The 24,465-nt window shown below is 66.7% G+C and carries 22 protein-coding genes; 1 reads left to right on the top strand and 21 read right to left on the bottom strand.

All coding sequences use genetic code 11. The features are described from left to right. Nucleotides 1-100 precede the first annotated feature (100 nt). The 21 genes from ToN1_RS15830 to ToN1_RS15730 form a co-directional block, all read right to left on the bottom strand. Complete coding sequence (locus ToN1_RS15830; protein ID WP_169207096.1) at nt 101-880, bottom strand: TetR/AcrR family transcriptional regulator; 780 nt, start codon at nt 878-880, stop codon at nt 101-103. A gap of 134 nt (nt 881-1,014) precedes the next feature. After that, nucleotides 1,015-1,953 (bottom strand): DMT family transporter, encoded by a 939-nt coding sequence (locus tag ToN1_RS15825; protein WP_169207095.1) that lies wholly within the window; start codon nt 1,951-1,953, stop codon nt 1,015-1,017. Continuing rightward, the gene (locus ToN1_RS15820; RefSeq protein ID WP_169207094.1) at nt 1,950-2,867 is read right to left on the bottom strand and encodes an enoyl-CoA hydratase; all 918 of its coding nucleotides are present in this window, start codon (nt 2,865-2,867) and stop codon (nt 1,950-1,952) included. Before ToN1_RS15820 ends, ToN1_RS15825 begins: the two co-directional genes overlap by 4 nt. A 36-nt stretch (nt 2,868-2,903) precedes the next feature. After that, nucleotides 2,904-3,671, bottom strand: coding sequence for an enoyl-CoA hydratase/isomerase family protein (locus ToN1_RS15815; RefSeq protein ID WP_169207093.1), 768 nt, complete (start codon nt 3,669-3,671; stop codon nt 2,904-2,906). Nucleotides 3,672-3,714: 43 nt separating this feature from the next. Beyond that, nucleotides 3,715-4,038 (bottom strand): 2Fe-2S iron-sulfur cluster-binding protein, encoded by a 324-nt coding sequence (locus tag ToN1_RS15810; protein ID WP_169207092.1) that lies wholly within the window; start codon nt 4,036-4,038, stop codon nt 3,715-3,717. A 72-nt stretch (nt 4,039-4,110) separates the two neighbouring features. Beyond that, nucleotides 4,111-4,926: an SDR family oxidoreductase gene (locus tag ToN1_RS15805; RefSeq protein ID WP_169207091.1), complete on the bottom strand. Its 816-nt coding sequence runs from the start codon at nt 4,924-4,926 to the stop codon at nt 4,111-4,113. Nucleotides 4,927-4,953: 27 nt separating this feature from the next. Then, a complete protein-coding gene (locus tag ToN1_RS15800) occupies nt 4,954-5,769 on the bottom strand; it encodes an SDR family oxidoreductase (protein ID WP_169207090.1) in 816 nt (271 codons plus the stop codon). A gap of 16 nt (nt 5,770-5,785) precedes the next feature. Continuing rightward, a complete protein-coding gene (locus ToN1_RS15795; RefSeq protein WP_169207089.1) occupies nt 5,786-7,483 on the bottom strand; it encodes a 2-oxo acid dehydrogenase subunit E2 in 1,698 nt (565 codons plus the stop codon). A gap of 10 nt (nt 7,484-7,493) precedes the next feature. Then, nucleotides 7,494-8,501, bottom strand: a complete 1,008-nt coding sequence (locus ToN1_RS15790; protein WP_169207088.1) for an alpha-ketoacid dehydrogenase subunit beta — start codon at nt 8,499-8,501, stop codon at nt 7,494-7,496. Between the two features lie 14 nt (nt 8,502-8,515). Next, nucleotides 8,516-9,544: a thiamine pyrophosphate-dependent dehydrogenase E1 component subunit alpha gene (locus ToN1_RS15785; protein ID WP_169207087.1), complete on the bottom strand. Its 1,029-nt coding sequence runs from the start codon at nt 9,542-9,544 to the stop codon at nt 8,516-8,518. Between the two features lie 225 nt (nt 9,545-9,769). Beyond that, nucleotides 9,770-11,008, bottom strand: coding sequence for an aromatic ring-hydroxylating oxygenase subunit alpha (locus ToN1_RS15780; RefSeq protein ID WP_169207086.1), 1,239 nt, complete (start codon nt 11,006-11,008; stop codon nt 9,770-9,772). Between the two features lie 63 nt (nt 11,009-11,071). Then, on the bottom strand, nt 11,072-11,755 hold the full coding sequence (locus tag ToN1_RS15775; protein ID WP_169207085.1) for a TetR/AcrR family transcriptional regulator: 684 nt from the start codon (nt 11,753-11,755) through the stop codon (nt 11,072-11,074). A gap of 200 nt (nt 11,756-11,955) precedes the next feature. After that, on the bottom strand, nt 11,956-13,182 hold the full coding sequence (locus ToN1_RS15770) for an aromatic ring-hydroxylating oxygenase subunit alpha (RefSeq protein WP_169207084.1): 1,227 nt from the start codon (nt 13,180-13,182) through the stop codon (nt 11,956-11,958). 36 nt (nt 13,183-13,218) lie between these two features. Then, nucleotides 13,219-13,788 carry a VOC family protein gene (locus ToN1_RS15765; RefSeq protein WP_169207083.1) on the bottom strand — a complete coding sequence of 190 codons (570 nt, stop codon included), beginning with the start codon at nt 13,786-13,788 and terminating at the stop codon, nt 13,219-13,221. Nucleotides 13,789-13,798: 10 nt separating this feature from the next. Further along, nucleotides 13,799-14,137, bottom strand: a complete 339-nt coding sequence (locus ToN1_RS15760) for an NIPSNAP family protein (protein ID WP_169207082.1) — start codon at nt 14,135-14,137, stop codon at nt 13,799-13,801. A 28-nt stretch (nt 14,138-14,165) separates the two neighbouring features. Further along, the gene (locus ToN1_RS15755; protein WP_169207081.1) at nt 14,166-16,733 is read right to left on the bottom strand and encodes an efflux RND transporter permease subunit; all 2,568 of its coding nucleotides are present in this window, start codon (nt 16,731-16,733) and stop codon (nt 14,166-14,168) included. 12 nt (nt 16,734-16,745) lie between these two features. Continuing rightward, entirely contained in the window at nt 16,746-17,813 is a 1,068-nt protein-coding gene (locus ToN1_RS15750; protein ID WP_169207080.1) for a WD40/YVTN/BNR-like repeat-containing protein, read from the bottom strand. A gap of 75 nt (nt 17,814-17,888) precedes the next feature. Beyond that, entirely contained in the window at nt 17,889-19,250 is a 1,362-nt protein-coding gene (locus ToN1_RS15745) for a DUF1329 domain-containing protein (protein WP_169207079.1), read from the bottom strand. A 36-nt stretch (nt 19,251-19,286) separates the two neighbouring features. Further along, nucleotides 19,287-20,912: a DUF1302 domain-containing protein gene (locus ToN1_RS15740; protein WP_169207078.1), complete on the bottom strand. Its 1,626-nt coding sequence runs from the start codon at nt 20,910-20,912 to the stop codon at nt 19,287-19,289. 97 nt (nt 20,913-21,009) lie between these two features. Then, entirely contained in the window at nt 21,010-22,020 is a 1,011-nt protein-coding gene (locus tag ToN1_RS15735) for an NAD(P)H-quinone oxidoreductase (protein ID WP_169207077.1), read from the bottom strand. An 8-nt stretch (nt 22,021-22,028) separates the two neighbouring features. After that, on the bottom strand, nt 22,029-23,417 hold the full coding sequence (locus ToN1_RS15730) for an aromatic ring-hydroxylating oxygenase subunit alpha (protein ID WP_169207076.1): 1,389 nt from the start codon (nt 23,415-23,417) through the stop codon (nt 22,029-22,031). 279 nt (nt 23,418-23,696) lie between these two features. Here ToN1_RS15730 and ToN1_RS15725 point away from each other — a divergent pair, with 279 nt between their 5' ends. Then, complete coding sequence (locus ToN1_RS15725) at nt 23,697-24,458, top strand: SDR family NAD(P)-dependent oxidoreductase (protein ID WP_169207075.1); 762 nt, start codon at nt 23,697-23,699, stop codon at nt 24,456-24,458. Nucleotides 24,459-24,465 lie beyond the last annotated feature (7 nt).

Below are 24,465 nucleotides of genomic sequence, written 5' to 3'. Positions count from 1 at the left end.
AGACTCGACGCCGCGATCTCGTCGCCCCCTGATCGAGCGGCACTACGGGGGGGGCTGACGCCCTCCGAACCGGCAGGCGCTGCGCGTTGAGCGTGGCGGCCTAGATGCCGGCCTTCTTGCGCGTACGCGGGGCAGCCTTGGCACGCGTGGCACGCGGGCGCCGCGTCGCGACGATGGCCGGCTTCTTGAAATCTTCCAGGCTTTCCTCGGACGGGAAGACGAGTTCGCCAACGCGGATCTTGCGCACCATGTCGGCCGTGAAGGCGAGCAGGATCCATTCCGTCGCGGGGTCCTTCCACAGGTCGCGGCTCATCGTCAGCCCTTCCAGGATCGCACGCGTGAGCCGACGGGTGAGTTCGAGCTTGCGCATGTCGTCGCGCCACTCGGGGAAGACCTTGAGGAGTTCCTCCTTCCACACGAGGTCGTGATGGCGTGCGCGCGGCAGGAAGATCGCGCGCAGCTCGCTGTTGGTGCGAGACGCGACGCGCAGTTCGAGGTAGGCCTGGAACTCGCGGCTCTGGCACAGCTGCCAGTCGATCGCAATTGCACTATTGCGGCCGACACGGTCTTCCTCGCGCAGCCGGGAGACTGTCTGGCTGAACGCGGTCATGTGCTTGTAGAAGGCGTAGTCGATGACCGCCACGAGGAGGTCCTGCCGCGTCGGGTAATGATGCAGCATCGCCCCGCGCGAAATCTTCGCGATGTCGCAGATCAGGTTGTTGGTGGTCTCGGCGTAACCGTGGTTGGCCAGGCACTCGAGCGTCGCCTCGAGGATGGTTTCGCGCGTCTCCGAGCTCTTCCGCTCCTGCTGGCTGTCGGGCCGCGGCGCCAACCCCTCGGGAGCGAGTTCCAGGATGGCGTTGGGAAGGTCATTGTTCATGGTCGGTTGCAGTCCAGGTAGAACAGAAAGGGCTTGCGCCGGCGCGCGCGACGAAGGCGCTCACGACGCAGGATTCAAACACAAGATGGGGCGCTTGACGATGCCCCTGGAGAGGCGGAGGGCGCGACACGGGCTCATGCAGACTTGCACTCCGCCACCGCGGGAGGCGGCACTACGCGCGCGGGTTTGAGCGCACTCAGTACGGTCCCCAGCAGCACCAGGACCATCCCGACCAGATGCCACACGCTCAGCGGCTCGTCGAGCAGCAGGGCGCCGAACGCGACACCGAGGACGGGGACCCAGGCCATGTAGATGGCGGCACGCCCGGCGCCCATCGCCGCGACGCCGCGCGCCCAGGCGAGCGCGCCGAAGGCCGTCGCACCCACACCGGAAAACGCGACCACGAGCCAGTCGCGCCAGCCCAGCGTCTGCAGCGCCGCAAGCGGAGACTCGATTACCACGACGCTGTGCACGCAAAGTGCCAGCGCGCCGACTGCATACAGGAACACGTTGATCGCGAGCGGATTGCTTTCCCGCGACAGGCGTTGCAGGGCCAGCACGCCGCAGGCGAAGCTCAGCATCGAGCCGAGCACGAGCAGGTCGCCGAACGAGGGGCCGGCGAGCGCGGCGTTGGCCTGGTTGAGGACGACCAGGCACACGCCGGTCACCGCGAACAGGGCGCCGGCAACGTAGCGGCCGGTCAGCGGCTTGCGGAATACCAGCGCTTCGAGGACGCCGTTGATCAGGGGATTCAGCGCGAGGATCAGGGCCGCATTCGTGGCCGTCGTCGTCTCCATGGCCTTCGCGAACAGCATCTGGTTGCCATACACGAGCAGCAGCGCACTGGTGCACGCGAGCAGCAGCATCCGTCCGCGCCAGCGCGGGAAGTGCTGGTGACTGAAGAACAGCAGCAGCGCCAGCGCGACCACGGCGCACACCATGCGCAGGCTCGCGACCAGGGTGAAGTCCATCACTCCCGCGAGCCACTTGACGGCGGTGACGTTCAGCGCCCAGACGACCATCGTGGCCATCAGGGCAAGATGCAGGCCGGCGGTCGCCGGGCGCGCGCTCATGCGGACGTTTCCTGCGCGGCCGCCTTGCGGTTCGCCTCCGCCATGCTGCGTGCGTCGTAGCCGCCGGTGCGGTTGCCCGAAATCAGTTCGCTGTGGCTGTGCGCGAAGTGGTGCCATGCGAAGGTGGCGTCCATCGCGTTGCGCTTGCCCTGCAGGTCTTCGACGTGGTTGATGGCCTGCTTGGTGAGCGCGAGCCCCATGCGCGGCTGCTCGGCGATGCGGGCCGCGAGCGCATAGGTACCCTGTTCCAGCTCCGCGCGCGGCAACACGCGATTGACCATGCCCATCTGGTACGCGCGTTCGGCGCTCATGCGGTCGCCGACGAACAGGAATTCCTTGGCGATGCGCGGGTTGAGCTCGTACGGGTGGGCGAAGTACTCCACGCCGGGAATGCCCATGCGCACGACCGGGTCCTGGAAGAAGGCGTCGTCGCTCGCGATGATCAGGTCGCACACCCAGGCGAGCATCAGCCCGCCGGCGATGCATGCGCCCTGCACCATCGCGATGGTCGGCTTGGGCAGTGCGCGCCAGCGCCGGCACATCTCGAGGTACACCTCCTGCTCGCGCGCGTAGAGGAACTCCCCGCCCGGCTTGTTGGTGTGGTCCCACCACAGGTGCGTGCGCTCGAACGGCTTGTTGATGTCGCGACCGGGCGTGCCGATGTCGTGCCCCGCCGAGAAATGCTTGCCCGCGCCGCGCAGCACGATCACCTTCACCGCGTCGTCATCGACGGCGCGCCGGAAGCCGGCGTCGAGCGCATAGGTCATCTGCGAATTCTGCGCGTTGTTGAAGGTCGGGCGGTTCATCGTCACGCTCGCGATGCCGTTCTCCACCGCGTACAGCACGGGCTCGGCGGTTTCGTAGTTCGACTTGTCCTCGCGCGTGACGAAGCCAGCGGGCGTATTCGCGTTCATCATCGGATCCTTGGAAACATTGCGGCCGTCAGAGGCTTAGCGCCGCGCGGCGCGTTGCGCGAAGAAGGTGTCGATCGCGGCGACGAACTCCGGGCGGCCGGCACAGTCGAGGAAGGCCTCGTACTCCGCATCGAGCTGTGCGGAGAGGGTACGCCCTGAGGACGCGCGCATCAGGCGCTTGAGGTGCGCGAGCACGTGCGGTTCGCGGCGGGCCAGGCGCCTTGCCGCCACCAGCGTCTCCTCGGCCAGGGCGTGGGCGGGAAGGACGCGGTTGACCAGCCCCAGCCGCAGCGCCTCGGCGGCATCGAAGGTGTCGCCCAGCAGCGCGATTTCCATCGCCCTGCGCATCCCGACCACCCGCGGCAGGGCCCACGACATGCCGCCGTCGCAGCTCGTGCCGATGTCCGCATAGGCGAACGTGAAGCGCGTCCCCTCCGCGGCGAAGGCGAGGTCCGCCGCCAGCATCAGGCTCATCCCCGCCCCTGCGGCCGCGCCGTGCACGCTGGCGAGCACGGGTTTGGGCATCTCGGCGATGAGGCGCACGGCCTCGTGCACGGGCGGAATCAGTTCATGCACCGCCTCGGTCGGGCGCGCCCGCAGGGTCTGCAGATCGCCGCCGGCCATGAAGGCCTTTCCGTTGCCGGCGAAGACGACGACACGCACCGCGGCATCCTCGGCGAGCGTGCGGCAGGTGGCCGCCAGCGCGCGTGCCAGCTCTCCGTCCAGCGCATTCAGTACGTCGGGGCGATCGAAACGCACCTGGGCGACGTGGTCGGCCACTTCGACGGTCAGGGGTGAACTCATGCTCGTTGTTCCTGCTGTTTCAACGACGTGGTGAGCGGTGTGCTCACTGGGTTTCGGGGACGTGCAGCGTCAGGCGCCCGTCGAGCTCCGGGGTCACGACGATCTGGCAGCTGAGGCGGCTGTTGGGGCGGCGGTCGGCCGCGACGGCGTCGAGCAGCTCGTCCTCGAGCGTGCCGCGCTCGGGCAACAGCCCCTCGCAGCTCGGATCGACGTAGACATGGCAGGTGGCGCACGCGCAGGAGCCGCCGCATTCGGCGACGATTCCGGTGATGCCGCTCTGAACGGCACCGCTCATCGCGCTGGCGCCCTTCAACACATTCACTTCACGGCGTTCGCCATCGGGCAGCACAAAGGTCACGCTAGGCATTTCACATACTCCGGCAAGGCCCGCCTCGGGACGTGGAGCGGGCAGTTCGATTTCGTAGATAAAGGACCGTCATCAGTCCAGCTTTGGCATCGTGCCGAGGAAGCCGCCGGGGCGGCTGTGGAACAGCGCGGACGCCGAGGAGCCCGCAGCCGATACGCCCGAGTCGATGACCAGGGTATGGGCATTGACGTGGCGCGCCTCGTCGCTGGCGAGATACAACAGGGTCTCGGCGATCTCGATCGGAAACGCGGGACTGCCGAGCGGCGAGCCGCGCCGCGCGCCTTCCACGGCACCGTCGCGGTCGCCATACACCTGCTCCACCAGCGGGGTGACGACGAGGCCGGGCGCTACCGCGTTCACGCGGATCCCGTACTGCGCGAGTTCGGATGCCGCTCCGCGCGTCAGGGCAATGACGCCCGCCTTGGCCACGCTGTAGACCTGCGGTCCCACCCCGCCGACCACGCCGGCAAGGCTGGACAGGGACAGGATGACCCCGCCGCGCTGCTCGCGCATCTGCCGCCCCGCCTGCTTGATGCCGTAGAACACGCTGTCCAGCAGCACGGAATGGGTTCGGTGCCAATCGTCGGCCGAGGTTTCGAGAATCGAGCCGACGACGCCGATCATGCCGGCGTTGTTCACCATGCAGTCGAGCCGGCCGTGCAGGCACACTGCATGGGCCACGGCCGCCTCGACCTGGGTTTCGACACTGACGTCGGCAGCGACGAAGCCCGCGCCGAGTTCGGCCGCCAGGCGTTCGCCCGCGGCCGCGTTGATGTCCGACAGTACGACCGCGGCCCCTTCCGCCGCGAACAGGCGCGCCGTCTCGGCACCGATGCCGCTCGCCGCGCCCGTGATGAGTACCACTTTGCCTTTCAGGCGTTCGCTCATGATGAGGTTCTCCGATCCCTTGTCCGTTCAGGCAGTGCCCGACGGGCCGATGAAGGTGCTCGGGCGGTCGCGCAGCACGCTCGCGCCGGACGCGAAACCGCCCGCCGTGACGCCCGAATCGACCACCAGCGTGTGCGCCGTCACATGCGCCGCTGCGTCACTGGCGAGGTACAGCAGGCTCGCCGCGATTTCCTCGGGCAGGAGCGCCGAGCCCAGCGGCGACACCTGCTTCGCCCCTTCCATTGCCGCCTCGCGTCCGCCCCGCACCTGCTCGACCAGGGGCGTGACCGTGGTGCCGGGCGCCACGGCGTTCACGCGGATGCCGTATTGGGACAGTTCGGCCGCCGCCGAGCGCGTGAGGCCGATCACGCCGTGCTTCGCGGCCGTGTAGGCATGCGGCCCGAGGCCGCCCATCACCCCGGCGATGCTCGACACCGACAGGATCACGCCGCTGCGCTGTTCGCGCATCTGCCGCGCCGCATGCTTGATGCCGTAGAACACGCTATCCAGCAGCACGGCCTGCGTCGCACGCCACGCCTGTGCCGTGGTCTCCAGCAGCGAACCCACGGCGCCGACGACGCCGGCGTTGTTGATCATGCAGTCGAGGCGTCCGTGGAGTTCGACGGTGCGCGCGACGGCGCGCTCGATCTGGTCTTCGCGCGTCACGTCGACCACGACGAAGTGCCCGCCCAGCGCGGCGGCGAGCGCCGTCCCCGCCGTCTCGTTGATGTCGGCCAGCACCACGCGAGCCCCTTCGGCCGCGAAGCGGCGCGCCGCCGCGGCACCGATGCCGCTCGCCGCCCCGGTCACCAGCACGACCTTGTCCTGCAGACGTCCACTCATGTCGATCTCCAAACACTCAGCCGAGGAGCGCATAGGGGCGCTCGACCCACTTGCGCAATGCCGCGAGGAAGCTCGCCCCGACGGCGCCGTCGATCGCGCGGTGATCGCAGGACAGCGTCACCGACATGCGCGAGCGGAACGCCACGCCCCCATCCGCGGCTTCGCAGGCCTCGCGGCGCACGGTGCCGACCGCGAGGATGGCGCCCTGGGGCGGGTTGATCACCGCGTCGAACTGGCGCACGCCATACATGCCGAGGTTCGACACGGTGAAAGTGCCACCCGTGAGCTGCGCTTGGCTCAGCGTCCGGCTGCGCGCCCGCTCGGCGAGATCCGCCGTTTCCGCGGCAATCGCGAACACGCCCTTGTCTTCCGCGTTGCGGATCACCGGCGTCACCAGCCCGCCGTCGATCGCCACCGCGACGCACAGGTGCACCCCGCTGAACTGCTTGATCCCGGCATCGGTGAAATGCACGTTTGCCGCCGGCACCTCGCGCAGCGCGAGCGCCACCGCACGCATCACGAAGTCGTTGAGCGACAGCTTGCGCCGCCCTTCGCTCTGCTCATTGACGGCCTGGCGCAGCGCGATCAGCGCGTCGAGTTCGAGATCCACCGTGAGGTAGAAATGCGGGATCGTCTGCTTCGACTGCGTGAGGCTCGCGGCGATGGCCTTGCGCATCGGCGTGAGCCGGATCAGCTCGAAGTCCTCGACCGGCGCCGCGGGGAGGTCCCGCGTCAGGGCGGTGCGAAAAGCCTCCTTCACGTCGCCCATCTGTACCGTGTTGCGTGCCCCCGTTCCACGCAGGACCGTCAGGTCGATGCCGAGCTCCGCCGCCAACTTGCGCGCGGCCGGGCCGGCGCGAACCTCCGACGCCGCAGCCGGAGTCGCCGGTTCATGCGACGCGAATTCCGCAACCGGCGTCTGCGCGGGGGCCCTGCGGACGCGCTCGACGTCCGCAACGGAAATCCGTCCGCCGCGTCCGCTACCCGCAAGGGTCGAGAGATCGACGCGGCTGCGATTCGCGATTCGCCGCGCGATCGGGGACGCATGGGCGCGCGCGTTGCGCTGCTCCAGTTCCGCATCGCTCGGAGCGGGAATCACCACGGCAGCCTCGTACAGCCCCTGACGAGCAGCAGCGACATCCTCGAGCGACACGCGGCCGTGGCGACCGCTCGCAGCCAGCGTGGCGAGGTCGATGCCGGCACGATCGGCCACCCGCCGCGCGACCGGACTCGCCTTCACCGTCGCATTGCGCGCAACGATGCGCTCGCGCTCCTCGTCGCTGAGCGCGACGGCGATCGGCGCCGGCACGGCCTCGGGCTGCCCGGCCACCTCGCTCACGTCCGCAAGGGGCGACACCGGCGCTTCCGCGGCCTGCGCGATCGGTGCAGGAGCCACCGCTGCCGCAGGCGCCCCGCCCTGCCCGTTCTGCGCCAGATACGCGTCGATCTCGGCGTCGCTCACGTCCGCGTCTGCGGCGACCGCAAGCAGCCCGCCGACCGGCAGGGTCTCGCCCTCCTTCGCCACGAGCCGCCGAATGACGCCCGGCACGTCACTCATCGCTTCCATCGTGTTGATGATCTTGGCCGTCTCGATGTCGACGAGCTCGCGGCCCTTCTCGACGCGGTCCCCGATGGCGACGTGCCATGCGGAGATCGTGCCCTCGGTCATCTCGAGGCCCCACTGGGGCACGGTGATCGGATGAATCCTGCTCATGCCGGCCCCCTCAGTGCGCGAGCACGGAGCGGATGGCCCGCTCGACGCGTGCGGCGTCGGGCAGGTACTCGCGCTCCAGTTCCGGCGCGAACGGCACCGGCGTGTGCGGCGGCGTGACCGTCGCGACCGGCGCACGCAGGCTCGCGAACGCCTCCCGCGCGACCAGCGCGGCAACATCAGCGGCAAAGCCGCAGCGCGGCGGGGCCTCATCGACCACGACCAACCGCCCGGTCTCGCGCACGCTTTCGAGGATCAGCTCCTCGTCGAGCGGCGAAGTGGTGCGCGGGTCGATCAGGTCGCAGCGCACCCCTTCGGCCGCGAGCCGGTCGACCACGCCGGTCGCGAGCTTCACCAGTTGCCCCGTCGCCACTACGGTCACGTGCTCGCCCTCGCGCACCAGCACCCCTTCGCCAAAGGGAATCGTGTAATCGCCGTCGGGCACTTCGCACGTGTCGTTGTAGAGCATCTTGTGCTCGAGGAAGATCACGGGGTCGTCGTCGCGGATCGCCTGCAGCAACAGGCCCTTCGCGTCGTAGGCGTTCGAGGGCATCACGACCTTGATGCCGGGAATGGCGCTCAGCAGCGCGTGCATGCTCTGCGAATGCTGCGCGGCGGCGCTGCGTCCCGCGCCGACCGTCATGCGCACGACCAGCGGGGCCTTGGCGCCGTTGAACATGTAGCGGAACTTGGCCGCCTGGTTGAGGATCTGGTCGAAGCACACGCCGATGAAATCGCTGAACATGATTTCCGCGACCGGACGCAGGCCGGCGAGCGCGGCGCCGTTGGCCGCGCCGATGATCGCCGACTCGCTGATCGGGGTGTCGATGACACGGTGCTCGCCGAACTTCGGCAGCAGGCCCTTGGTGAGGCCGAACACGCCGCCCGCGGCGTCGCGCTGTCCGGACGTGCCGCCCGCGCCGCCGGACACGTCCTCGCCCAGCACGATGACGGACGGGTCGCGGGCCATTTCCAGGTGGAGCGCTTCGTTGATGGCTTCTCGCATTGACTTCTTAGGCATGGCAGCGGACCCGTTCAATAGTTGTCATAGACATTGGTGAGGAGGTCTTCGGCGCGGGGGCGCGGCGCATTGCGCGCTTCCTGCACCGCGCGTTCGATCAGGGCGCCGACTTCGCGATCCACCGCGTCGAGCTCGTCCGTGCTTAGCCCGCCATTGGCCTCCATGCGGGCCCGGAATTTCAGCAGGCAGTCCTTCTCGGCGCGATAGCGCTGCACTTCATCCTTTGCGCGGTAGTTCTGCGGGTCGCCCTCGAAATGGCCGAAGTAGCGGATGGTTTCGCAGTAGATCGCGGTCGGGCCGCCACCGTTGCGTGAGACCTCGAGCGCCTTGCCCATCGCCTCGTACACCGAGAAGAAGTCGAAGCCGTCGGCCTGCCACACCGGAATGCCGAAGCCCTCGATGCGCTTCACGATGTCCTCGCAGCCGATGCCGTAGGACGCGCCGGTGTGTTCGCTGTAGCCGTTGTTCTCGAACACGAAGACCTTGGGCAGTTGCAGCACGACGGCCATGTTCATCGCCTCGAACACCGTGCCCTGGTTCGACGCGCCGTCGCCGGTGAAGGACGCCGCGATCCGCCCCTCGCCGCGCAGCTTGCACGCGATGGCCGCGCCCACGGCGATCGGCTGCCCGGCACCGACGACGCCGTTCGCGCCGAGCATGCCCTTGCCGATGTCGGCGATGTGCATCGACCCGCCCTTGCCGCCGTTCAGCCCGTCGCGCCGGCCGTGGATCTCCTTCATCATGCCGACGACGTCGCAGCCCTTGGCGATGCAATGTCCGTGGCCGCGATGCGTGCTGATGATGTAGTCGGCATCGGTGAGGTGCTCGCACGCGCCGACCGCGACCGCCTCCTGGCCGCAATATAGGTGCGTGAAGCCGGGAATCGCACCGGAGGCGTTCTCGACATGCACGCGCTCCTCGAATTCGCGGATGGTCTTCATCTGACGGTAAGCGCTCAACAGCTGCTCGTGCGTCAGCCCGTCGTGGTGACGCGCGGCCGAAGCGGGCTTCGGCGCAGTGATCACATCTTGTTCGGCAGTCATCTCTCTGTTTTCCACTGTTGCGGGGTGATTGGAATCCTGCGCGTCCGCTGCTTTCATAAAACCGTCTAGCCGGCTTGTTTTTACATCAAATCGACGCGCGAGGCAAAGAATTTTTTATGTATGGATAACGGGAAGCGGTGGCGTCGTGCTTCCGGCGCCCGGCTGCGGCCGGGAAAAAGGAGTGCCCGCACCGCGTCGCGAGCGCGGGCACCCGGCGGGCAGCGCTTACTTGCGCGCGGCGTCGAGCATCGCTTCGATGTTGCGATGGATGTTCTGCAGCGCGATCTCGTTGGCGCCCAGCACGGGCTTGAAGTCGGCCGGCGCATAGCTCATGTTGCGCTGCCCGTCGCGCGACACGGAGTAGTCCTCGGTGCTCACGACCTTGTGGATGAAGTCGTGCATCTCCGTCCAGGGCTCCGTTTCCGGGATGTGCTGCATGTGACCGGGCTTGTAGGTGGTGATCAACGTCGTCGCCTGATCCACCGTCTCGCCAGGGAACAGGCGCGACATGCCGTAGAACTGCTTGCCGCCGGGGATGTTGTTGCAGTTGATGACGACGTTGGGGAAGATGTAATAGAGGCCGCCGTAGTTCGTGTCCGGCCATTCGGACTCGGGCTTGTCGGCATAGTCCATGAATTCCGCACGCGGCATCGCCATGCGGTGGCTGGGGCCGTAGTTGTCGTAGGTCATGATGTTCGACAGGGCCAGCGCGCCGATCGTGCTCGGGTGCAGCGTCGCGAAGTGGTAGCCCTCGCCGTAGGTGTCGAGCGCGTACTTCCAGTTGCTGTTCACGTCGATGCGCGTGGTCTTCATCGGCCGCGCCTTTTCCAGCTCGAGGTGCGCCAGTTCGCGCGCAAAGGCTTGGCCGAGGTGTGCCTCGACATCGATCGGCTCGCCGTTCGGCACCGCGCGCACGAAGATCAGGCCGTGCCATTCGGCCACCGGCACCGGGATCAGGTTGCGTTGCGCCATGTCGATGCCCTTGAAGCCTTCCGCCCCCGGCACGCCGACCGCCTTGCCGTCGAGGTCGAAGGTCCAGCCGTGGAACTTGCACGACATGCGGTTGCGGCGCTTGCACTCGGTCACGAGTTTGGCGGCGCGGTGCGTACACATGTTGAGGAAGGCGTTCACCTTCCCTGCCTTGTTGCGCACCAGCAGGATCGGCGGCCCCACTTCGTCGAACAGGAAGGTGTCGCCGGGCTCGGGCAGGTCGCCGGTGAGGGCGGCGAGGACGGGGCGCTCGCGGAACAGCACGCGCTTTTCCTCCTCGAAACGGACCGGATCGGTATACACGGCAGTGGACACCGTCATCGGCGCCTCGGCGAGATCCGTGGTCCGCCCCTTGATGTGCGCGATCGTCCTGCGACGAAGGTTGTTGTGCGACTCGCGGCGCAGCACCGTCCATTCACTGCCCTCGCCGGCGTGCTGGCCACACCCTGCGGTAATCACGGCTTCTTCACTCATGTCGTGTCTCCTCTCTGTTGTCAGTCGTACTGTTGTCGTTGCCTGCAGGTACCGGGAATCCCGTCAAACCCCGGCCGCCGTCGGCAAGCCTGAATCCTTGTCCGATGCATTGCCCTCGCGCAGTGCGCGAAGCAGCTCGCGGAAGGTCGAAACGCTGTGCGCGAACTGGGCGCGCGTGGGCGCGCGCAGCGAGCGGTAGCCCAGCGCACCGACGAACAGCGAGATCAGCAGCGAGCCGAGTTCGGCCGCGTCCACCGTCGCCGGCAGCTCGCCCTTCGCCTTGGCGCGTTCCACCAGGCGGATCGCGACCTCGTCGCGGCGTTGGGCCGCGCGGGCGATGCCGCCGAAAAGCTGCGGATCGCGCACCGCCTCGAGCTGCGCCGTGAGCCCGAGCAGCTGCAGCACGCCGTCGCCGCGATACATCTTCGGAACGCGATCGAGCAGCCGTTCCAGTGCCTCATGCACCGAATCGAGCGGGTCGAGCACTTCCGCGAACACCGCCACCTCTTCGTCGTACATGAGGCTCACGACCTCGGCGAACAGCGCATCCTTGGAACGGAAATGGTTGTAGATGGCGGGGCCGGACATGTCGGCCGCGCCGGCGATCTCCGCCAGCGTCACGCCGTGAAGCCCCTTGCGCGCGAACAGTTCGGCGGCGACTTCGAGAAGCTGCTCGCGGCTCGCCTGCCCCGACCTGCGGGTCCGCTTCCTGACGGGAGCGATGATCATGTCCAGTGTCTCTTCCATCCCGATTCCATGCGGCGCAGCGCATAGGTCCGGTTTATAGTTAATTAATGCTAATTAATCTAAAACCGTCCAACCTGCTTGTCAACGATCAATTGGTGTCTTTTCTTGCAACGGTCGCATGAACGGACGACCGTTTCATCGGAGGGCGGGGCAACCGGAGTCGCCCTTCCCCTCTTGCCTGTCTGCAGGCTTATCGCAGCTCAGGCAGCCTTCCTGCACTCCCGGAACAGGGCGTTCAGCTCGGCATCATCCGTATCCACGATGCGGTCGACCCAGCGATGAAAATGCTGCAGACCGCCTTCGTTCTTGCCATAGCAGATGGTCGGCAACAGACCGGACTCGAGGACGCGCTGCTGCCCGTTCGAAGTGGGGAGGTCTTCGTCGTTCACGACATGTGCCAGGAACTCCGCCCGCTTCACCGCTTCGGCGCGCGAAACCTCGTCCGGCTCACGCTCCATCAGGTAGGTCTGGATCGTGAAGGATTCATCGACGGTCTTGCCCGGAAAGACCTGCGACACGATGACGCCACGCCCGCCGTCGTAGAAGCTGTTGATGGATACGTGCGGGAACAGGATCCATTCGCCCAGCATCATCGCTTCCGTCGGCCAATCCGCTTCGTGGGTGTCGATGCAGTTGAACAGGTTGGCCTCGTCCGGGAGGACGCGGCCTGCGACCGGGCCGCTGCGGATCAGTCGCTGGTGGGGCCCCGAAAAATAGTAAAGCGCCTTGTTGTCGACCGCAGGACCAAAGGTGTTCTTGTGCAGAACGGGGATGTGGTAGAACTCGAGGTGCGCGTCGAATGCGAGCTTCCAGTTCGCCCCTTTCAGGCAGCGGCTATCGACGAGATGCCAGTTTGCGAGGCCGAATCCTTCGAGCATTGCGTCATAGCCGGACAGGAACGCGTCGATGTCCAGGGTCGACCGGGTATCGAGCACGGCCCAGATCAACCCGGCTTTTTCGACGGTGGGAAACTCGCGCAGACCCATCGTTTCCTTGTTGACGGTGCCGAAGTCGCACTGCGACGCGACGCCCAGCAGCGCCCCTTGGTTGGTGAAAGTCCAACCATGGTACGGGCAGGTAAAGCGTGACGCGTTGCCGGTACCTTCGGCCAGTATGGCCGCCCGGTGCGTACAGGCGTTGAGGAAGGCCCGCGCGACGCCATCCTTTCCGCGCATCAGGAGGACCGGCACCCCGGCCACCTCGATCGTCTTGTAGTCGCCCGCCGCAGGCATTTCGCACGACGCCGCCAGCATGAGCGGCAGACGGCGGAACAGCCTGCGCTTTTCCCGTTCGAAGCGCGCCGGGTCGGTGTAGACGCTGGCGTCGATCGTCATGACCTCGGGGGCAAAACGAAAGGACGTGTTCCTTGCGTGGTCGAGCACGTCCCGGGCCGTCGCCTTCAGTTCGTCGATTGCCTCTTTATCCATCCTTGTCTCCTCCTGGCAGTGTGGCGACGCCAGCCTTCAGCCGCGCCGGCGTATGGGGTCGCGCCCGTCCCAGTTGCGGGCGGCTTCGCGCAAGCCGGCGAAGAACGTGCGGCCGGCGTCATCCCCCTTCCACAGCTCGACGATCGAACCCGGTCCACCGTGGGTGTCGACGTACACCACCTCCGCGCTGCCACCGCGGAACTGCGCCTCCTGCAGCACCGTCGCCCCCACCGCCGCACACACGCGGCGCGCCTCGGCCATGTCGTCCACGGCGATGCACACGTGATGCAGGCCTTGCAGGCCCTGATCGCGCCAGGTGGTGAAGATCGACGGCGTCGCGTTGTGCTGCTGGATCAGCTCGATCTGCATATCGCCCCAATAACCCATGGCCGCCGAGAAATCGATGTCCGCCGGCTGGCCGAGATAGCGCATGTTCTCGGCCTTGATGTGCTCCATCAGGTAGAAGGGGCCTGCGCCCATCGTTTCGGTCCAGAAACGCAGTGCCGCGTCGAAATCGGCGGGCACGAAGGCGAGCTGCATGACGGGTCCGAGGGCGGCAAGGCGCCGGTCGACGGTCGGGACGGGATGCGGAGCGGGTGCGTTCATCGTGCCCCCCTTACTTGTAGAAGACCGGCAGCGTGCCGCCCTTCTTTTCCATGAACGTCACCGTCTCTTCGAGCACGGCCGCCTTCAGGATGCCCATGGCCTCCTGGTAGCGCGGCTCCTGGCGGTAGAAGTCGCCATTCATCACCCGCTCGACGTGGGCCATGCTCTCCATCTCCCAGATATCGACGACCACCGCCGGCTTGATCGAACCGTAGCGCTCGACGAAGCAGCCGTGCAGCCGCCAGCCATGCTCCTCGAGCATCGGCACGAGCTTGTTGAGCAACACGTCGAGAAACTCCTGCAGCTTGTAGGCATCGACTTTGAGCGTTGCCTTCATGAAGATCGACATCGTGATTCCCCTCGTTGGTTATGACTGTCTAGCGCTGGCCCAGCGGATTCGCAGCCGGCCGGATCAGCGGATTTACGTTCTTGCGCTCGCCGCCGCTGGCGTGTTTACGCGCTTTCTCGTCGGTGAGGCCGGGCTGTTCGGCGGCACTCGCATGCAGCTCCGCGGCCTCGTCGCGCACCGCCGGTGCCTGGGGCACCCGGTCGGCCTGCGTGCGCAGCAGGAAGTGCGACAGCGCCGGGATCAGGACCAGCGCGCCGACCATGTTCCACACGAACATGAAGGTCAGCAGGATGCCCATGTCGGCCTGGAACTTGATCGGTGACCAGGCCCAGGTCACGACCCCCGCGGCCAGCGTCACGCCGACCAGCGCCACGACCTTGCCGGTGAATTCCATCGCCTGCGCATAGGCCTCGCCCAGCGTCATCCCCGCACGCTGATTCTGCAACTGCACCGACAGCAGGTACAGCGCGTAATCCACGCCGATACCCACGCCGAGCGCAATCACCGGCAGCGTGGCGACCTTGATGCCGATCCCGAGCACGGCCATCAGCGCCTCGCACAGGATGGAGGTCAGCACCAGCGGGATCACCGCGACGATCACGGCGCGCCAGCTGCGGAAGGTGATGAAGCACAGGACCACGACCGCCGCATAGACATACAGCAGCATCAGGCGGTTCGCCTTCTCGACGACGATGTTGGTCACCGCCTCGATGCCCGCCGGCCCGGCAGCCAGCAGGAAGCGCAGATCCTCGCCGTCGTGCTCGGCGGCGAACTTCTCGACCAGCGCCACGACGCCCTTCAGCGTCTCGGCCTTGTGGTCGGTCAGGTAGGCGAACACCGGGATCGTCGAGCAGGCGGTGTCGACCACGTCCGGATTGTCCGTCAGCGTCCATTGCGCGGCCGTCCCCAGCAGCGCCGGATTGCGCGACACGGTGAGCCACTTGGGATTGCCTTCCTGCAGGCCGGACACGAGGTTGATGATGTTGTCCGACATCGCCGTCGCGCTCTGCACGCCCGGCACCTGGCGCAAGGCCCAGGTCAGGCTCTCGGTCTCCTTCAGCACGCGGAAGTCAGAACACATTTCGTCGGGCGTCTTCACGATCACGACGAACTGGTCGTTGGAGAGCCGGTAGTGCCCGCCGATGTAGGCCGAGTCGACGTTGTAGCGCGATTCGGGGCGCAGTTCGGGCGCGCCGGCGTCGAGGTCGCCGATCTTCACGTCGAGGCTGACGATGAAGCCGGCGATGCCGAGCGCGAGCGACGCGAGCACCGCACCCAGCGCCCAGGGACGCGTCGTGAAGCGCGCGAGGAAGAGCCAAACGCCCTGCTGGCCCTTGGCGGCGGCAGCGGCGTCCTTGGCGAGGCTGCGTGCGCTCGCCGCCTTGCTCACGCCGACGAAGGACAAGGCCACCGGCAGCAGCAGCAGGTTGGTAAAGATCAGCATCGCAACGCCGATGCTCGCCGTGAGCGCCAGGTCCTTGATCACCGGGATGTCGATCACCATCAGCACGCCGAACCCGACGGCGTCGGCGAGCAGCGCGGTGAAGCCGGCGAGGAAGAGGCGACGGAAGGTGTAGCGCGCGGCGATGTACTTGTGCGTGCCGCGGCCGATGTCCTGCATGATGCCGTTCATCTTCTGCGCCGCGTGGCTGACGCCGATCGCGAACACGAGGAAGGGCACCAGCACCGAGTACGGATCGAGGTAGTAGCCCATCAGCCGGATGCAGCCGAGCAGCCAGATCACCGCGACGCATGAGCACAGCAGGACCAGCACGGTGCTGCGGACGCAACGCGTGTAAAGGTAGATGACACCCGCGGCGACCGCGGCCGCGATGCCGAAGTAGGTGATGACCTGCAGCATGCCGTCGATCAGATCGCCGACGAGCTTCGCGAAGCCGACGATATGCACCGACACCTTGCCCGCCTCGCCGAACTTGTCGCGCACATTTTCTTCGAGGCTACGGGAGAAGGCGCTGTAGTCGATCCGCTTGCCGGTCGCCGGATCGAACTCCAGCAGCGGCACGATGTACATCAGCGACTTGTAGTCGTTGCCGACCAGGCTGCCGACCAGGCCGGCCGAACGGATGTTGCGCTTGAACTCTTCGGTCGCGAGCGCCGAACCGTCGAACACTTCCGGCATCACCGACCCGCCGCGGAAGCCCTCCTCGGTGACCTCGGTCCAGCGCACGCTGGACATCCACACCGATTTCATCCACGCACGATCGACGCCCGGCGTGAGGAACAGCTCGTCATTGACCTGTTTCGTGATCTCGAGGAAGCGGGGATCGAAGATGTCCCCCTGCTCGTTGCGCACCACCACGCGCACGACGTTACCGAGACCGCCCAGCCGCGCGCGGTTCTCGAAATAGTTCTGAATGTACGGGTGGCTCTGCGGGATCATCTTGTCGAAGCTCGCGTTGACCTCGAGCTTCGCGATCTGCAGGCCGAGCACCGTCGTGATCAGCGCGCACGCCAGGATGAACAGCACGCGGTGGTTGAACACCGCCCGCTCCAGCCAGTTTCCCGAGCGCCTGTCGAATTGCGCCAGGTCCTGGATCGCGGGCATCTCGCCCGTCTGTTTGCTACCGACTGCCATAGCCTTGCCCACCTATTTCTGAATGCTGATTGACTCGACCTGGACACCGCCCGAGCCGACCACGACAAGCGACCGCGGCCCCGCGTTGGCGAGGCTGAAATACGCCATGGGGCGCGTGACGGGCAGTTCCTGCAGCTCGCCCTGGCCCCGGTCGACGAGCAGCTTGCCGCCCTGGGTCGCCAGCACCACTGCTTCGCCTCCAAGTCCGGCGGCACCGGTGATCGCATCCGTCACGCCGGTCTTGAGCTCGCTCCAGCTCGCACCGCCGTCGCGGCTCGCGAAGGCATTGCCGCGCAGGCCGTAGGCGACGAGGCCCGCGTCGGTTCCGAGCAACCCGAAGAAGCTCCCCCGGTAGGGCGACGCCATCGCATCGAAGCGCTCGCGCTCGCCATCCCATTTCAGCAGCATCCCCTGCTCGCCCGCCGCATAGACCCTGCCGCCCGACTGCGCAAGGGCGTAGATGTGCAGCGAGCGCGGGTTGTCGATGCGTCCGAGCAGCGGCTTCCAGCTCTTCCCGCCGTCGCCGGTGTGGAAGGCCTGGCCGAACGCGCCGACGATGAAGCCCTCCTGCTCGTTCAGGAACAGCACGTCGAGGAAGGGCTTGGTCGGCCCCTCTTCCTCGTAGCGCGCGACCTCGCTCAGCAGATTGCGCGCATCCTCGTGGCCCATGTCGGCGCGCTGGACGAAGTAGTCCTTCATGATCCGGATGGCCTGCTGGCCGTCGAGGCGCTTGGTCCACGTCGACCCGCCGTCGGTACTGTGCAGCACCACGCCGTCATGGCCGACGACCCAGCCCTGCCGGGGCGTGACGAAGCGCACCGCAACGAGATCGACGCTGACGGGCACCTCGGCCTGCTTCCAGTTCGCGCCCTGGTCGTCCGAGACGAGGATGTGGCCGCGCGGACCGACGGCGACGAGCCGGTCGCCGGCCCGGGTGACGGCCGTGAGCCGGCTCGACCTCGCCAGCTCCAGGTTCATTTGCGCGGGCGTCTCCAGCGGATCCCTGAACGTGGCCGCCGCAGGCAGCGCTGCGATCAGGGCGAGGCTCAGGAGCGCGTACTTCAGGTGCCGGCTAGTCATGACGAATTCAACTCCGGTAAGGCGAATGAAGAGCTGCGCGATCCCGACCGCAGCCGGGGCCGCGCTTTTCCTGGATTACTTGAAGATCACCTTGTCGAGGTAGTCGGCAGACAGCTGGGCGGCCGGCAGGCGCGGCACGACCAGGAAGCCGTCCTGCGCGATGTTGGTCATGTACACGCCGGAGACGACATCGACGACGTAGTTCTCGGTAATCGAGGGCGAGGGCACTTCATACGCCGGCGCACCGAGCTGCAGGTTCGCCCGGTACAGGTTGCCGGCCTTGTCGTAGCTCTCCGCGATGCCGTCGCTGTACGAGTCCTCGTCGACGTAGATATCGCGCTTGCTATAGACGTGGCGCTTGCCGTCCTTCAGCGTCCCCTCGACGTGCCAGACGCGGTGCAGTTCCCAGCGCACGCACTCCGGGTTCAGGAAGCGCGTGGTCGCGTGGCGCTTCTCGTGGTTGCAGCCGCCTTCTTCCGGGTAGAACAGCTTGAAGTTGTTGTACGGAATGTAGATTTCCTTGCGCCCCAGCAGCTTCCATTCGAAGCGGTCCTTCTTGCCCGAGAAAAGCTGGTCCTCGTCATACACCATGGCACCGCCGGCCTGGCTGATCGGGGTGTCCGCGGCCGAATCCGGGGACAGGCGCACACGCCGCGTCGCGGGCTGATAGGTCCAGCTGCGGCGCTCGCTGTCCTCGAGCATGTCGTGCCACATGGTGTGCATGCCCGCCAGGCGCGTCGGCCCGAAGTACTCCATGCGGAAGGTCAGCGAGGTATCCGGCTTCTCCTTGCTCTTGTCGTAGAAGCCGTAATCCTTGTAGGTGTGGCCCTTGGCCGTGATCACGACCTCGCCACTCGGCTTCACGTAGCTGACCCAGGCGTTGCGGCCCATGAAGGTCGGGCGGAAACGCGCATCGTGGTCCCACATCACCTCGAGGCCGCTCTTGGGGATCGGGAAGGGGATGCCGAAGCCGCAGCCCTTGGACGTGTCGAGCCCCAGGTCGCCGTTCGTGGTCGCACAGCGCGTGGCGTTCTTGACCGAGTTGTCCAGCACGTCCTGCGGATAGCCGGCCGAGCGGCGGGTCTGGAAGACGTTGATGTAGTAGTCCGGATACTTCTTCATCATCTCCATCGTGCCCGGAGTCAGGCGGTCCTTGTACTTGTCCATGTTCTTCGCGTCGATGCGGACCAGCACCTTGTCGCTTGCGAAGGGATCCGGACGCCAGCCGGGACGCTTCGGGTCGTAGTTCGCCGGCGGCTTGCTGAGGCCGCCGGTGTATTCGGGGATCGTGCCGTCGGCATTGCCCGCCTTGATCGCGCCCCACGGGGTCAGCGTGGTGCCCAGTTGCTTGAGCTCGTCCGGGTTCGGGGCCGCCTGGGCGAGGCTGCCAGCCGTTGCGAGCAGCAGCGCCGGAATAAGGGAGTTACGAACGCTCATTGGGGGTCTCCTCATGTCTCTCTGTGGGGGCGGGCCTCAGAACGAGCCCTTGTAGGTCAGGGACAACCAGCCGCGGTCCTGCAGCTGGCTGCCGTTGCTGAACTGGATCAGCCCGTTGGCCGGGTTCTTCTCGTACGTCGCCAGGTAGTCGTTGTAGGCGATCGTGAAGTCGTGTTGCTGGTTGTAGGTGAAGGTCATGCCGACGGTCCAGCTGCCGCTCTTCTCGTTTCCGCCGCCCAGCACCGGGCTGTTGCCATCCAGGCCGTAGGTCAGGCTCGCGGTGCTCGAGATGTCCCAGCCGGGCCACACGGCGGTCCAGGACGGCGAGAAGCGCACGGTGCCCTGCCACGCTTCGCGCGAGGCACAGCCGGTTTCCTCGTCGCGGTTCGCGGCGCCGTCGCGGTGGCAGCCGTTGAAGTAGCGCTCGCCCGAGCTCAGGCGGTCGAGCTTGCTGTAGGCGATTTCGCCCGTCAGCGCGGCGGAGCTCCACAGCGAGGTCGGGCCGAAGGTCGCGACGGCGTTCAGGAGGCCATGCCAGGTGTCGCCGCGCGCGCCCTCGTCGGCGCCGTCGGTGATCGAGCTCGCGAGGGCCGTGTCGCGGCGGTGCACGATCTCCGCGCCCACCGACACGCCGGCGATGTTCTTGGAGAGGCTCAGGCCGTAGAGCTTGGTGTCTTCGGGGTAGATCGCACGGTAGCTGCGACGCGCCAGGTCCAGGCTGACGGTCGGCGAACGTTCGTCGAACACACGGTAGTAGGCGCCGACGGTCGCGCCCAGCAACTCGGAGTTGTAGCGCGCCGCGAGACCCCAGTCGGCCTGCCCCTTCGGCTTATCCACTCCGCGGTTCGCCAGGTTGACGCCCGGCGCGAGCGAGAAGCGGTCCGGCCCTTCGAGCAGGAAATCGGTGCTGGACAGGTAGGTGCCGCCCTGAGCGAGACGGGTTGGATCCCACTCGTAGTAATACTGCGCCGCGAGCGACAGGCGGTCGGTGAGCTGCAGCGAGCCGTAAACCTGGCCCACCGGCAGCGACACTTCCTTGGCGTCAACACCGGGCGTAGCCGTGGCCTTGAAGGCGTCGATCGGGGCCTGCGCGTACGAGACGCTGTGCGACGACAGCACCAGCGCTTCGCCCCACAGGTTGGTCTGACGGCCGACCTTCAGGCTCGCCGGCACGGGGCCGAGATCGAAGTTGCCGAACACGTAGGCATCGAGGATCTCCCCCGACAACCCGCCGTGGTAGCGCTTGGTATGGCCCGAGAACTCGTTGCCGATGTAGCTGCCGCGATTGGCAAGGCCCGCTCCGGTCTTGACGTCCTCGTCGAAGGCCGCGTCGTACCAGGCCGCCGCGCTGACGCGGAAGCCGACCTGGCGGCGGTAGGAGACGTCGAGCTCGGTCAGGAGGTCGACCCGGTTCGTGACCATCTCGCCGCGATCGAAGGAGTTGTCGCCTTCGTCGGTGTTCGGACTGTTGGCGATCGCCCTGTCCTGGCCGTTCATGCGCCAGCCGGCGTTGTAGCGGACGGTGTTGCCCCACTGCATGCTGATGTCGGGGTTGCCGGTGTCGATTTCGATTGCCTGCGCGGCGCCCATCGCACCGAACAATGCGAGCAGCGATACGGCCGCGCGCATCGTCACCCGGCGTCCCTTCTTGTCGATTTGCATCTCTCTTGTCTCCCCTGTGGGTCTGTGCTGCTTGAATCGCGAACCTGGCGTTCGCTCGATTTCCTTTGTTCGACGCGGCTTCCCGGCCGAGTCGGGATCAGCCCCTCCAGTCCAGGACGAGCTTGCCGATGTGGCGGCTGCTCTCCATCAGGCGGTGCGCTTCGGCAGCGTCGGACGGACGGAAGGTGGCGTGGATCTCCGGGCGGATCCGCCCGCTCGCGAGCAGCGGCCAAACGTGCTCGCGCAGGCGCCGGGCGATCGCGCCCTTGAAAGCGATGGAGCGGGCACGCAGCGTCGAGCCGCTGATCGTCAGGCGCCGCATCAGCACCTTCAAAAGATCCAGCTGCGTTTCGGTGCCGCCCAGCACCGCAACGAGGGCGAGACGCCCGTCGAGGGCCAGGCAGTCGATGTCGCGCGGGATGTAGTCACCGCCGACGATGTCGAGCACCACATCGACCCCGCGCCCCGCCGTCAGCTCGCGCACGACCGCGACGAAGTCCTCTGTGCGGTAGTTGATGCCGCGCTCGGCGCCGAGGCGCTCGGTTGCGCGGCATTTCTCGTTGCTGCCGGCCGTGGCGAACACGCGATGGCCGAGGGCGTGCGCGATCTGGATCGCCGCGACGCCGATGCCGCTGGTGCCCCCATGCACGAGCAGGGACTCCGGCGTGCCGTCCTCCCGGCGTCCCAGCCGGGCACGGTCGAAGACATTGCTCCACACCGTGAAATAGGTTTCCGGCAACGCCGCCGCTTCGACCAGCGACAGGCCGGCGGGAACCGGCAGGCACTGGGCGACGGGCGCCACGCAGTACTCGGCATAGCCGCCGCCGGCGACGAGCGCGCATACCGCATCGCCAGCCTTCAAGCCGAAGGCGTTGTCCGCATGCTGGAGGTCACCCCCCACGATCTCGCCTGCCACTTCGAGGCCCGGCAGCGGCGAGATACCGGCCGGCGGCGGGTAGTTGCCTTCGCGCTGCGACACATCGGGGCGATTGACGCCCGATGCCGCAACCCGGATCAGCACCTCGCCTGCACCGGGCACGGGCATCGGCTGATCGCCCAGTTGCAGGACCTCGGGCGCGCCGAAACGCGTGATCGCGACGCCTTTCATGTCGGGTTTCACTCCTTGTCGTCCGCGAGATACTTGTCGAGCGTCTGGTGGAAATGGCGGATGCGGATTTCCTGGTAGTTGCCCAGGTGCAGCTCCTTGTTCTTCGATGCCTTCATGCCCGTCTGCACGTGCGGCAGGTTGCCCATGTCCTGGTCGAGGATGCCGCCGAGCACGCCCAGCGCGGTCGCCCACGACTCATCGGCCTCGAGCTGGCGCATCGGCACCGCGGGCGGAATCTGCTGCCCGGCAGGGACGGGCGTCAGGACGCGCACTTCCATCAGCGTGTGATCCTGGTCCGGCCACGGGCGCCAGCGATACACCACCGACGGCGAGAAACCGCCCCACGGCGAGAAGTTCGGGAAGACGTTGTAGGTCAGCGCGTCCTGCACCTCGGCGTCGCTGGCGTGATCGAGGTCCTCGCCGGCCATCTCGCCGAAGCGGAAGCGGTTGAAGTCGCCCATCACGCGGCGCGCCGACTGGCCCTCCGGCACCGTGATCGACGCGTTCGGCGGAACGACGCGGCCGTTGTACTTGAGGAAGGCATTCATCACCTCCTGCTCGCTCAACCCGGCTCCTTCCAGATGCGGCGAGGTCGTGCCGAAGGGCGTGATCGCCAGATTCACGTTGTCGCCGTACAGGTTGTACTTGCTGTTGGCATCGCCCGTGAAAGGCATGATCTGCGGGTGTGTCGCGATCACGTGGAAGGCTTCCATGAAGGCTTCGGCAACCGCCTTCCAGTTCGCCGGCACGACCTTGGCGGCCCACGCCGAGGTGTAGCGGCGCTCCGGCTGCCAGCGGCGGAAGTGCTCGGGCAGGGGTCCCAGGAACTCCTCGAGCGAGGGTCCGCCCTCCTCGTCCTTCACGAAGATGAAGCCGCCCCAGCGTGCGACCTGGGCCTCCGGCAGCTGCATCTTCTGGTCGTCGATATGCGGGAAGTCCCAGCGGCACGGGATATGGCGCAGGCTGCCGTCCGTGTTCCACGAGAAGGCGTGGTAGGGGCAACGGAACTCGCCGACCCGGCCGTTCGCGGTGCGCAGCTTGCGGCCACGATGCAGGCAGACGTTGTGGAACGCCCGCACGGAACCGTCGGCCTGGCGCGTGACGAGATAGGAACGACCCGCGTTCTCGTACAACACCACGCTACCGGGCTCGATCAGCTCCTCCTCGCGGGCGGCAAACTGCCACACGCGCGGCCACATCCGCTCCAGCTCCTTGCGGAAAAACGTCGGGCAGGTATAGCGATCGGTCGAGAGCGGCTCTGAACCCAGATTCCGATACGTGTCTTCGCGCAGGAAGCGGGGCACCGGGCGGCTGTCGCTTGCCGCCAGCTCATCCCACGACGGCGCCGCGCAGCGATCGCCCACCTCCTCGCCGAACAGACGGTCCTTTTCGGCCATGACCCCCTCCTATCAATAAGTTCTATCAAGGCATCGAATCGCCTTTCGGAACGAACTCTAACCGTGCCCCAAAAAAATAACAAGCCTGTCAGCCTGTTTTTTTATTTCGCTTACCCGCCACGACAATGCACGCGACGATCTTATATAACCATATGTTTTTGCTTACTCAATCCTCCAAAGCAACGTCGTTCAGTCAAAAATCACAAACATACTGGACTGTTTTATTTTTTGGAAATAGACTCTGCTCCAGATGCATCAACCCACAGAGAGGACACAAGAATGGATCTCGGACTGAAGGGCAGGAAGGCCATCCTGGCGGGCGCCACCAAGGGCATCGGGCGCGCAGTCGCCGAAGTGCTGGCGGCGGAAGGCTGCGCGATCGAGCTGTGCGCGCGTGATCGGCAGGGCGTGGAAGAAGCGGTCGGGCAGTTGCGCAGCCGCGGCGCGACGGCGCGGGGCGAAAGCGTCGACATGGGCGACGCACAGGCGTATCGCGACTGGGTCGGGCGCGCATGCGAACGGCTGGGCGGCTGCGACATCTTCGTCTGCTTCGCTTCGGCCGGCGGCGGCGCCCCTTCGGAGGAACGCTGGCAAGCCGCGTTCGAACTCGATCTGCTGGCGACCTATCGGGGCATCGACACCGCCCTGCCCGCCCTCGAACGCTCCGGAAGCGGCGCAATCGTCGTGATCTCCACCACCGTCGCGATCGAACCGGCCTTCGGACCGCAGCCCTACGCGGCGCTCAAGGCTGCGGTGACGAACTACGCCGGAGCACTCGCGCAAGCCCTCGCGCCCAAGGGCATCCGTGTGAATACCGTGTCGCCGGGACCGGTGTTCATCGAGGGCGGCGCCTGGGACAAGATCAAGAGCAGCCGGCCGGATTTCTACGAGCGCACCGTCGCGCAGGTTCCCCTTGGCCGGCTCGGCAGCGCCGAGGAGATCGCGCAGGCGATCGCCTTCCTCGCCTCGCCCGTCAGCGCCTTCACAACGGGGACCAACCTCGTGATCGACGGCGGCATGACCAAGCGCGTCCAGCACTAACGGAGCG

The sequence above is a fragment of the Aromatoleum petrolei genome, from assembly GCF_017894385.1.
In the GTDB taxonomy this organism is placed as follows: domain Bacteria; phylum Pseudomonadota; class Gammaproteobacteria; order Burkholderiales; family Rhodocyclaceae; genus Aromatoleum; species Aromatoleum petrolei.
Note: the sequence above shows the minus strand (reverse complement) of the source record. Positions and strands in the feature narration are given on the sequence as shown.

Excerpts from the sequence above, each read along its gene's own strand:
- ToN1_RS15825 (WP_169207095.1), bottom strand. The coding sequence starts at position 1,953 with ATGAGCGCGCGCCCGGCGACCGCCGGCCTGCATCTTGCCCTGATGGCC.
- ToN1_RS15740 (WP_169207078.1), bottom strand. The coding sequence starts at position 20,912 with ATGCAAATCGACAAGAAGGGACGCCGGGTGACGATGCGCGCGGCCGTA.
- ToN1_RS15770 (WP_169207084.1), bottom strand. The coding sequence starts at position 13,182 with ATGGATAAAGAGGCAATCGACGAACTGAAGGCGACGGCCCGGGACGTG.
- ToN1_RS15810 (WP_169207092.1), bottom strand. The coding sequence starts at position 4,038 with ATGCCTAGCGTGACCTTTGTGCTGCCCGATGGCGAACGCCGTGAAGTG.
- ToN1_RS15765 (WP_169207083.1), bottom strand. The coding sequence starts at position 13,788 with ATGAACGCACCCGCTCCGCATCCCGTCCCGACCGTCGACCGGCGCCTT.
- ToN1_RS15730 (WP_169207076.1), bottom strand. The coding sequence starts at position 23,417 with ATGGCCGAAAAGGACCGTCTGTTCGGCGAGGAGGTGGGCGATCGCTGC.
- ToN1_RS15725 (WP_169207075.1), top strand. The coding sequence starts at position 23,697 with ATGGATCTCGGACTGAAGGGCAGGAAGGCCATCCTGGCGGGCGCCACC.
- ToN1_RS15745 (WP_169207079.1), bottom strand. The coding sequence starts at position 19,250 with ATGAGCGTTCGTAACTCCCTTATTCCGGCGCTGCTGCTCGCAACGGCT.
- ToN1_RS15750 (WP_169207080.1), bottom strand. The coding sequence starts at position 17,813 with ATGACTAGCCGGCACCTGAAGTACGCGCTCCTGAGCCTCGCCCTGATC.
- ToN1_RS15735 (WP_169207077.1), bottom strand. The coding sequence starts at position 22,020 with ATGAAAGGCGTCGCGATCACGCGTTTCGGCGCGCCCGAGGTCCTGCAA.
- ToN1_RS15830 (WP_169207096.1), bottom strand. The coding sequence starts at position 880 with ATGAACAATGACCTTCCCAACGCCATCCTGGAACTCGCTCCCGAGGGG.
- ToN1_RS15775 (WP_169207085.1), bottom strand. The coding sequence starts at position 11,755 with ATGGAAGAGACACTGGACATGATCATCGCTCCCGTCAGGAAGCGGACC.
- ToN1_RS15755 (WP_169207081.1), bottom strand. The coding sequence starts at position 16,733 with ATGGCAGTCGGTAGCAAACAGACGGGCGAGATGCCCGCGATCCAGGAC.
- ToN1_RS15800 (WP_169207090.1), bottom strand. The coding sequence starts at position 5,769 with ATGAGTGGACGTCTGCAGGACAAGGTCGTGCTGGTGACCGGGGCGGCG.
- ToN1_RS15785 (WP_169207087.1), bottom strand. The coding sequence starts at position 9,544 with ATGACTGCCGAACAAGATGTGATCACTGCGCCGAAGCCCGCTTCGGCC.
- ToN1_RS15815 (WP_169207093.1), bottom strand. The coding sequence starts at position 3,671 with ATGAGTTCACCCCTGACCGTCGAAGTGGCCGACCACGTCGCCCAGGTG.
- ToN1_RS15820 (WP_169207094.1), bottom strand. The coding sequence starts at position 2,867 with ATGAACGCGAATACGCCCGCTGGCTTCGTCACGCGCGAGGACAAGTCG.
- ToN1_RS15760 (WP_169207082.1), bottom strand. The coding sequence starts at position 14,137 with ATGTCGATCTTCATGAAGGCAACGCTCAAAGTCGATGCCTACAAGCTG.
- ToN1_RS15805 (WP_169207091.1), bottom strand. The coding sequence starts at position 4,926 with ATGAGCGAACGCCTGAAAGGCAAAGTGGTACTCATCACGGGCGCGGCG.
- ToN1_RS15790 (WP_169207088.1), bottom strand. The coding sequence starts at position 8,501 with ATGCCTAAGAAGTCAATGCGAGAAGCCATCAACGAAGCGCTCCACCTG.
- ToN1_RS15795 (WP_169207089.1), bottom strand. The coding sequence starts at position 7,483 with ATGAGCAGGATTCATCCGATCACCGTGCCCCAGTGGGGCCTCGAGATG.
- ToN1_RS15780 (WP_169207086.1), bottom strand. The coding sequence starts at position 11,008 with ATGAGTGAAGAAGCCGTGATTACCGCAGGGTGTGGCCAGCACGCCGGC.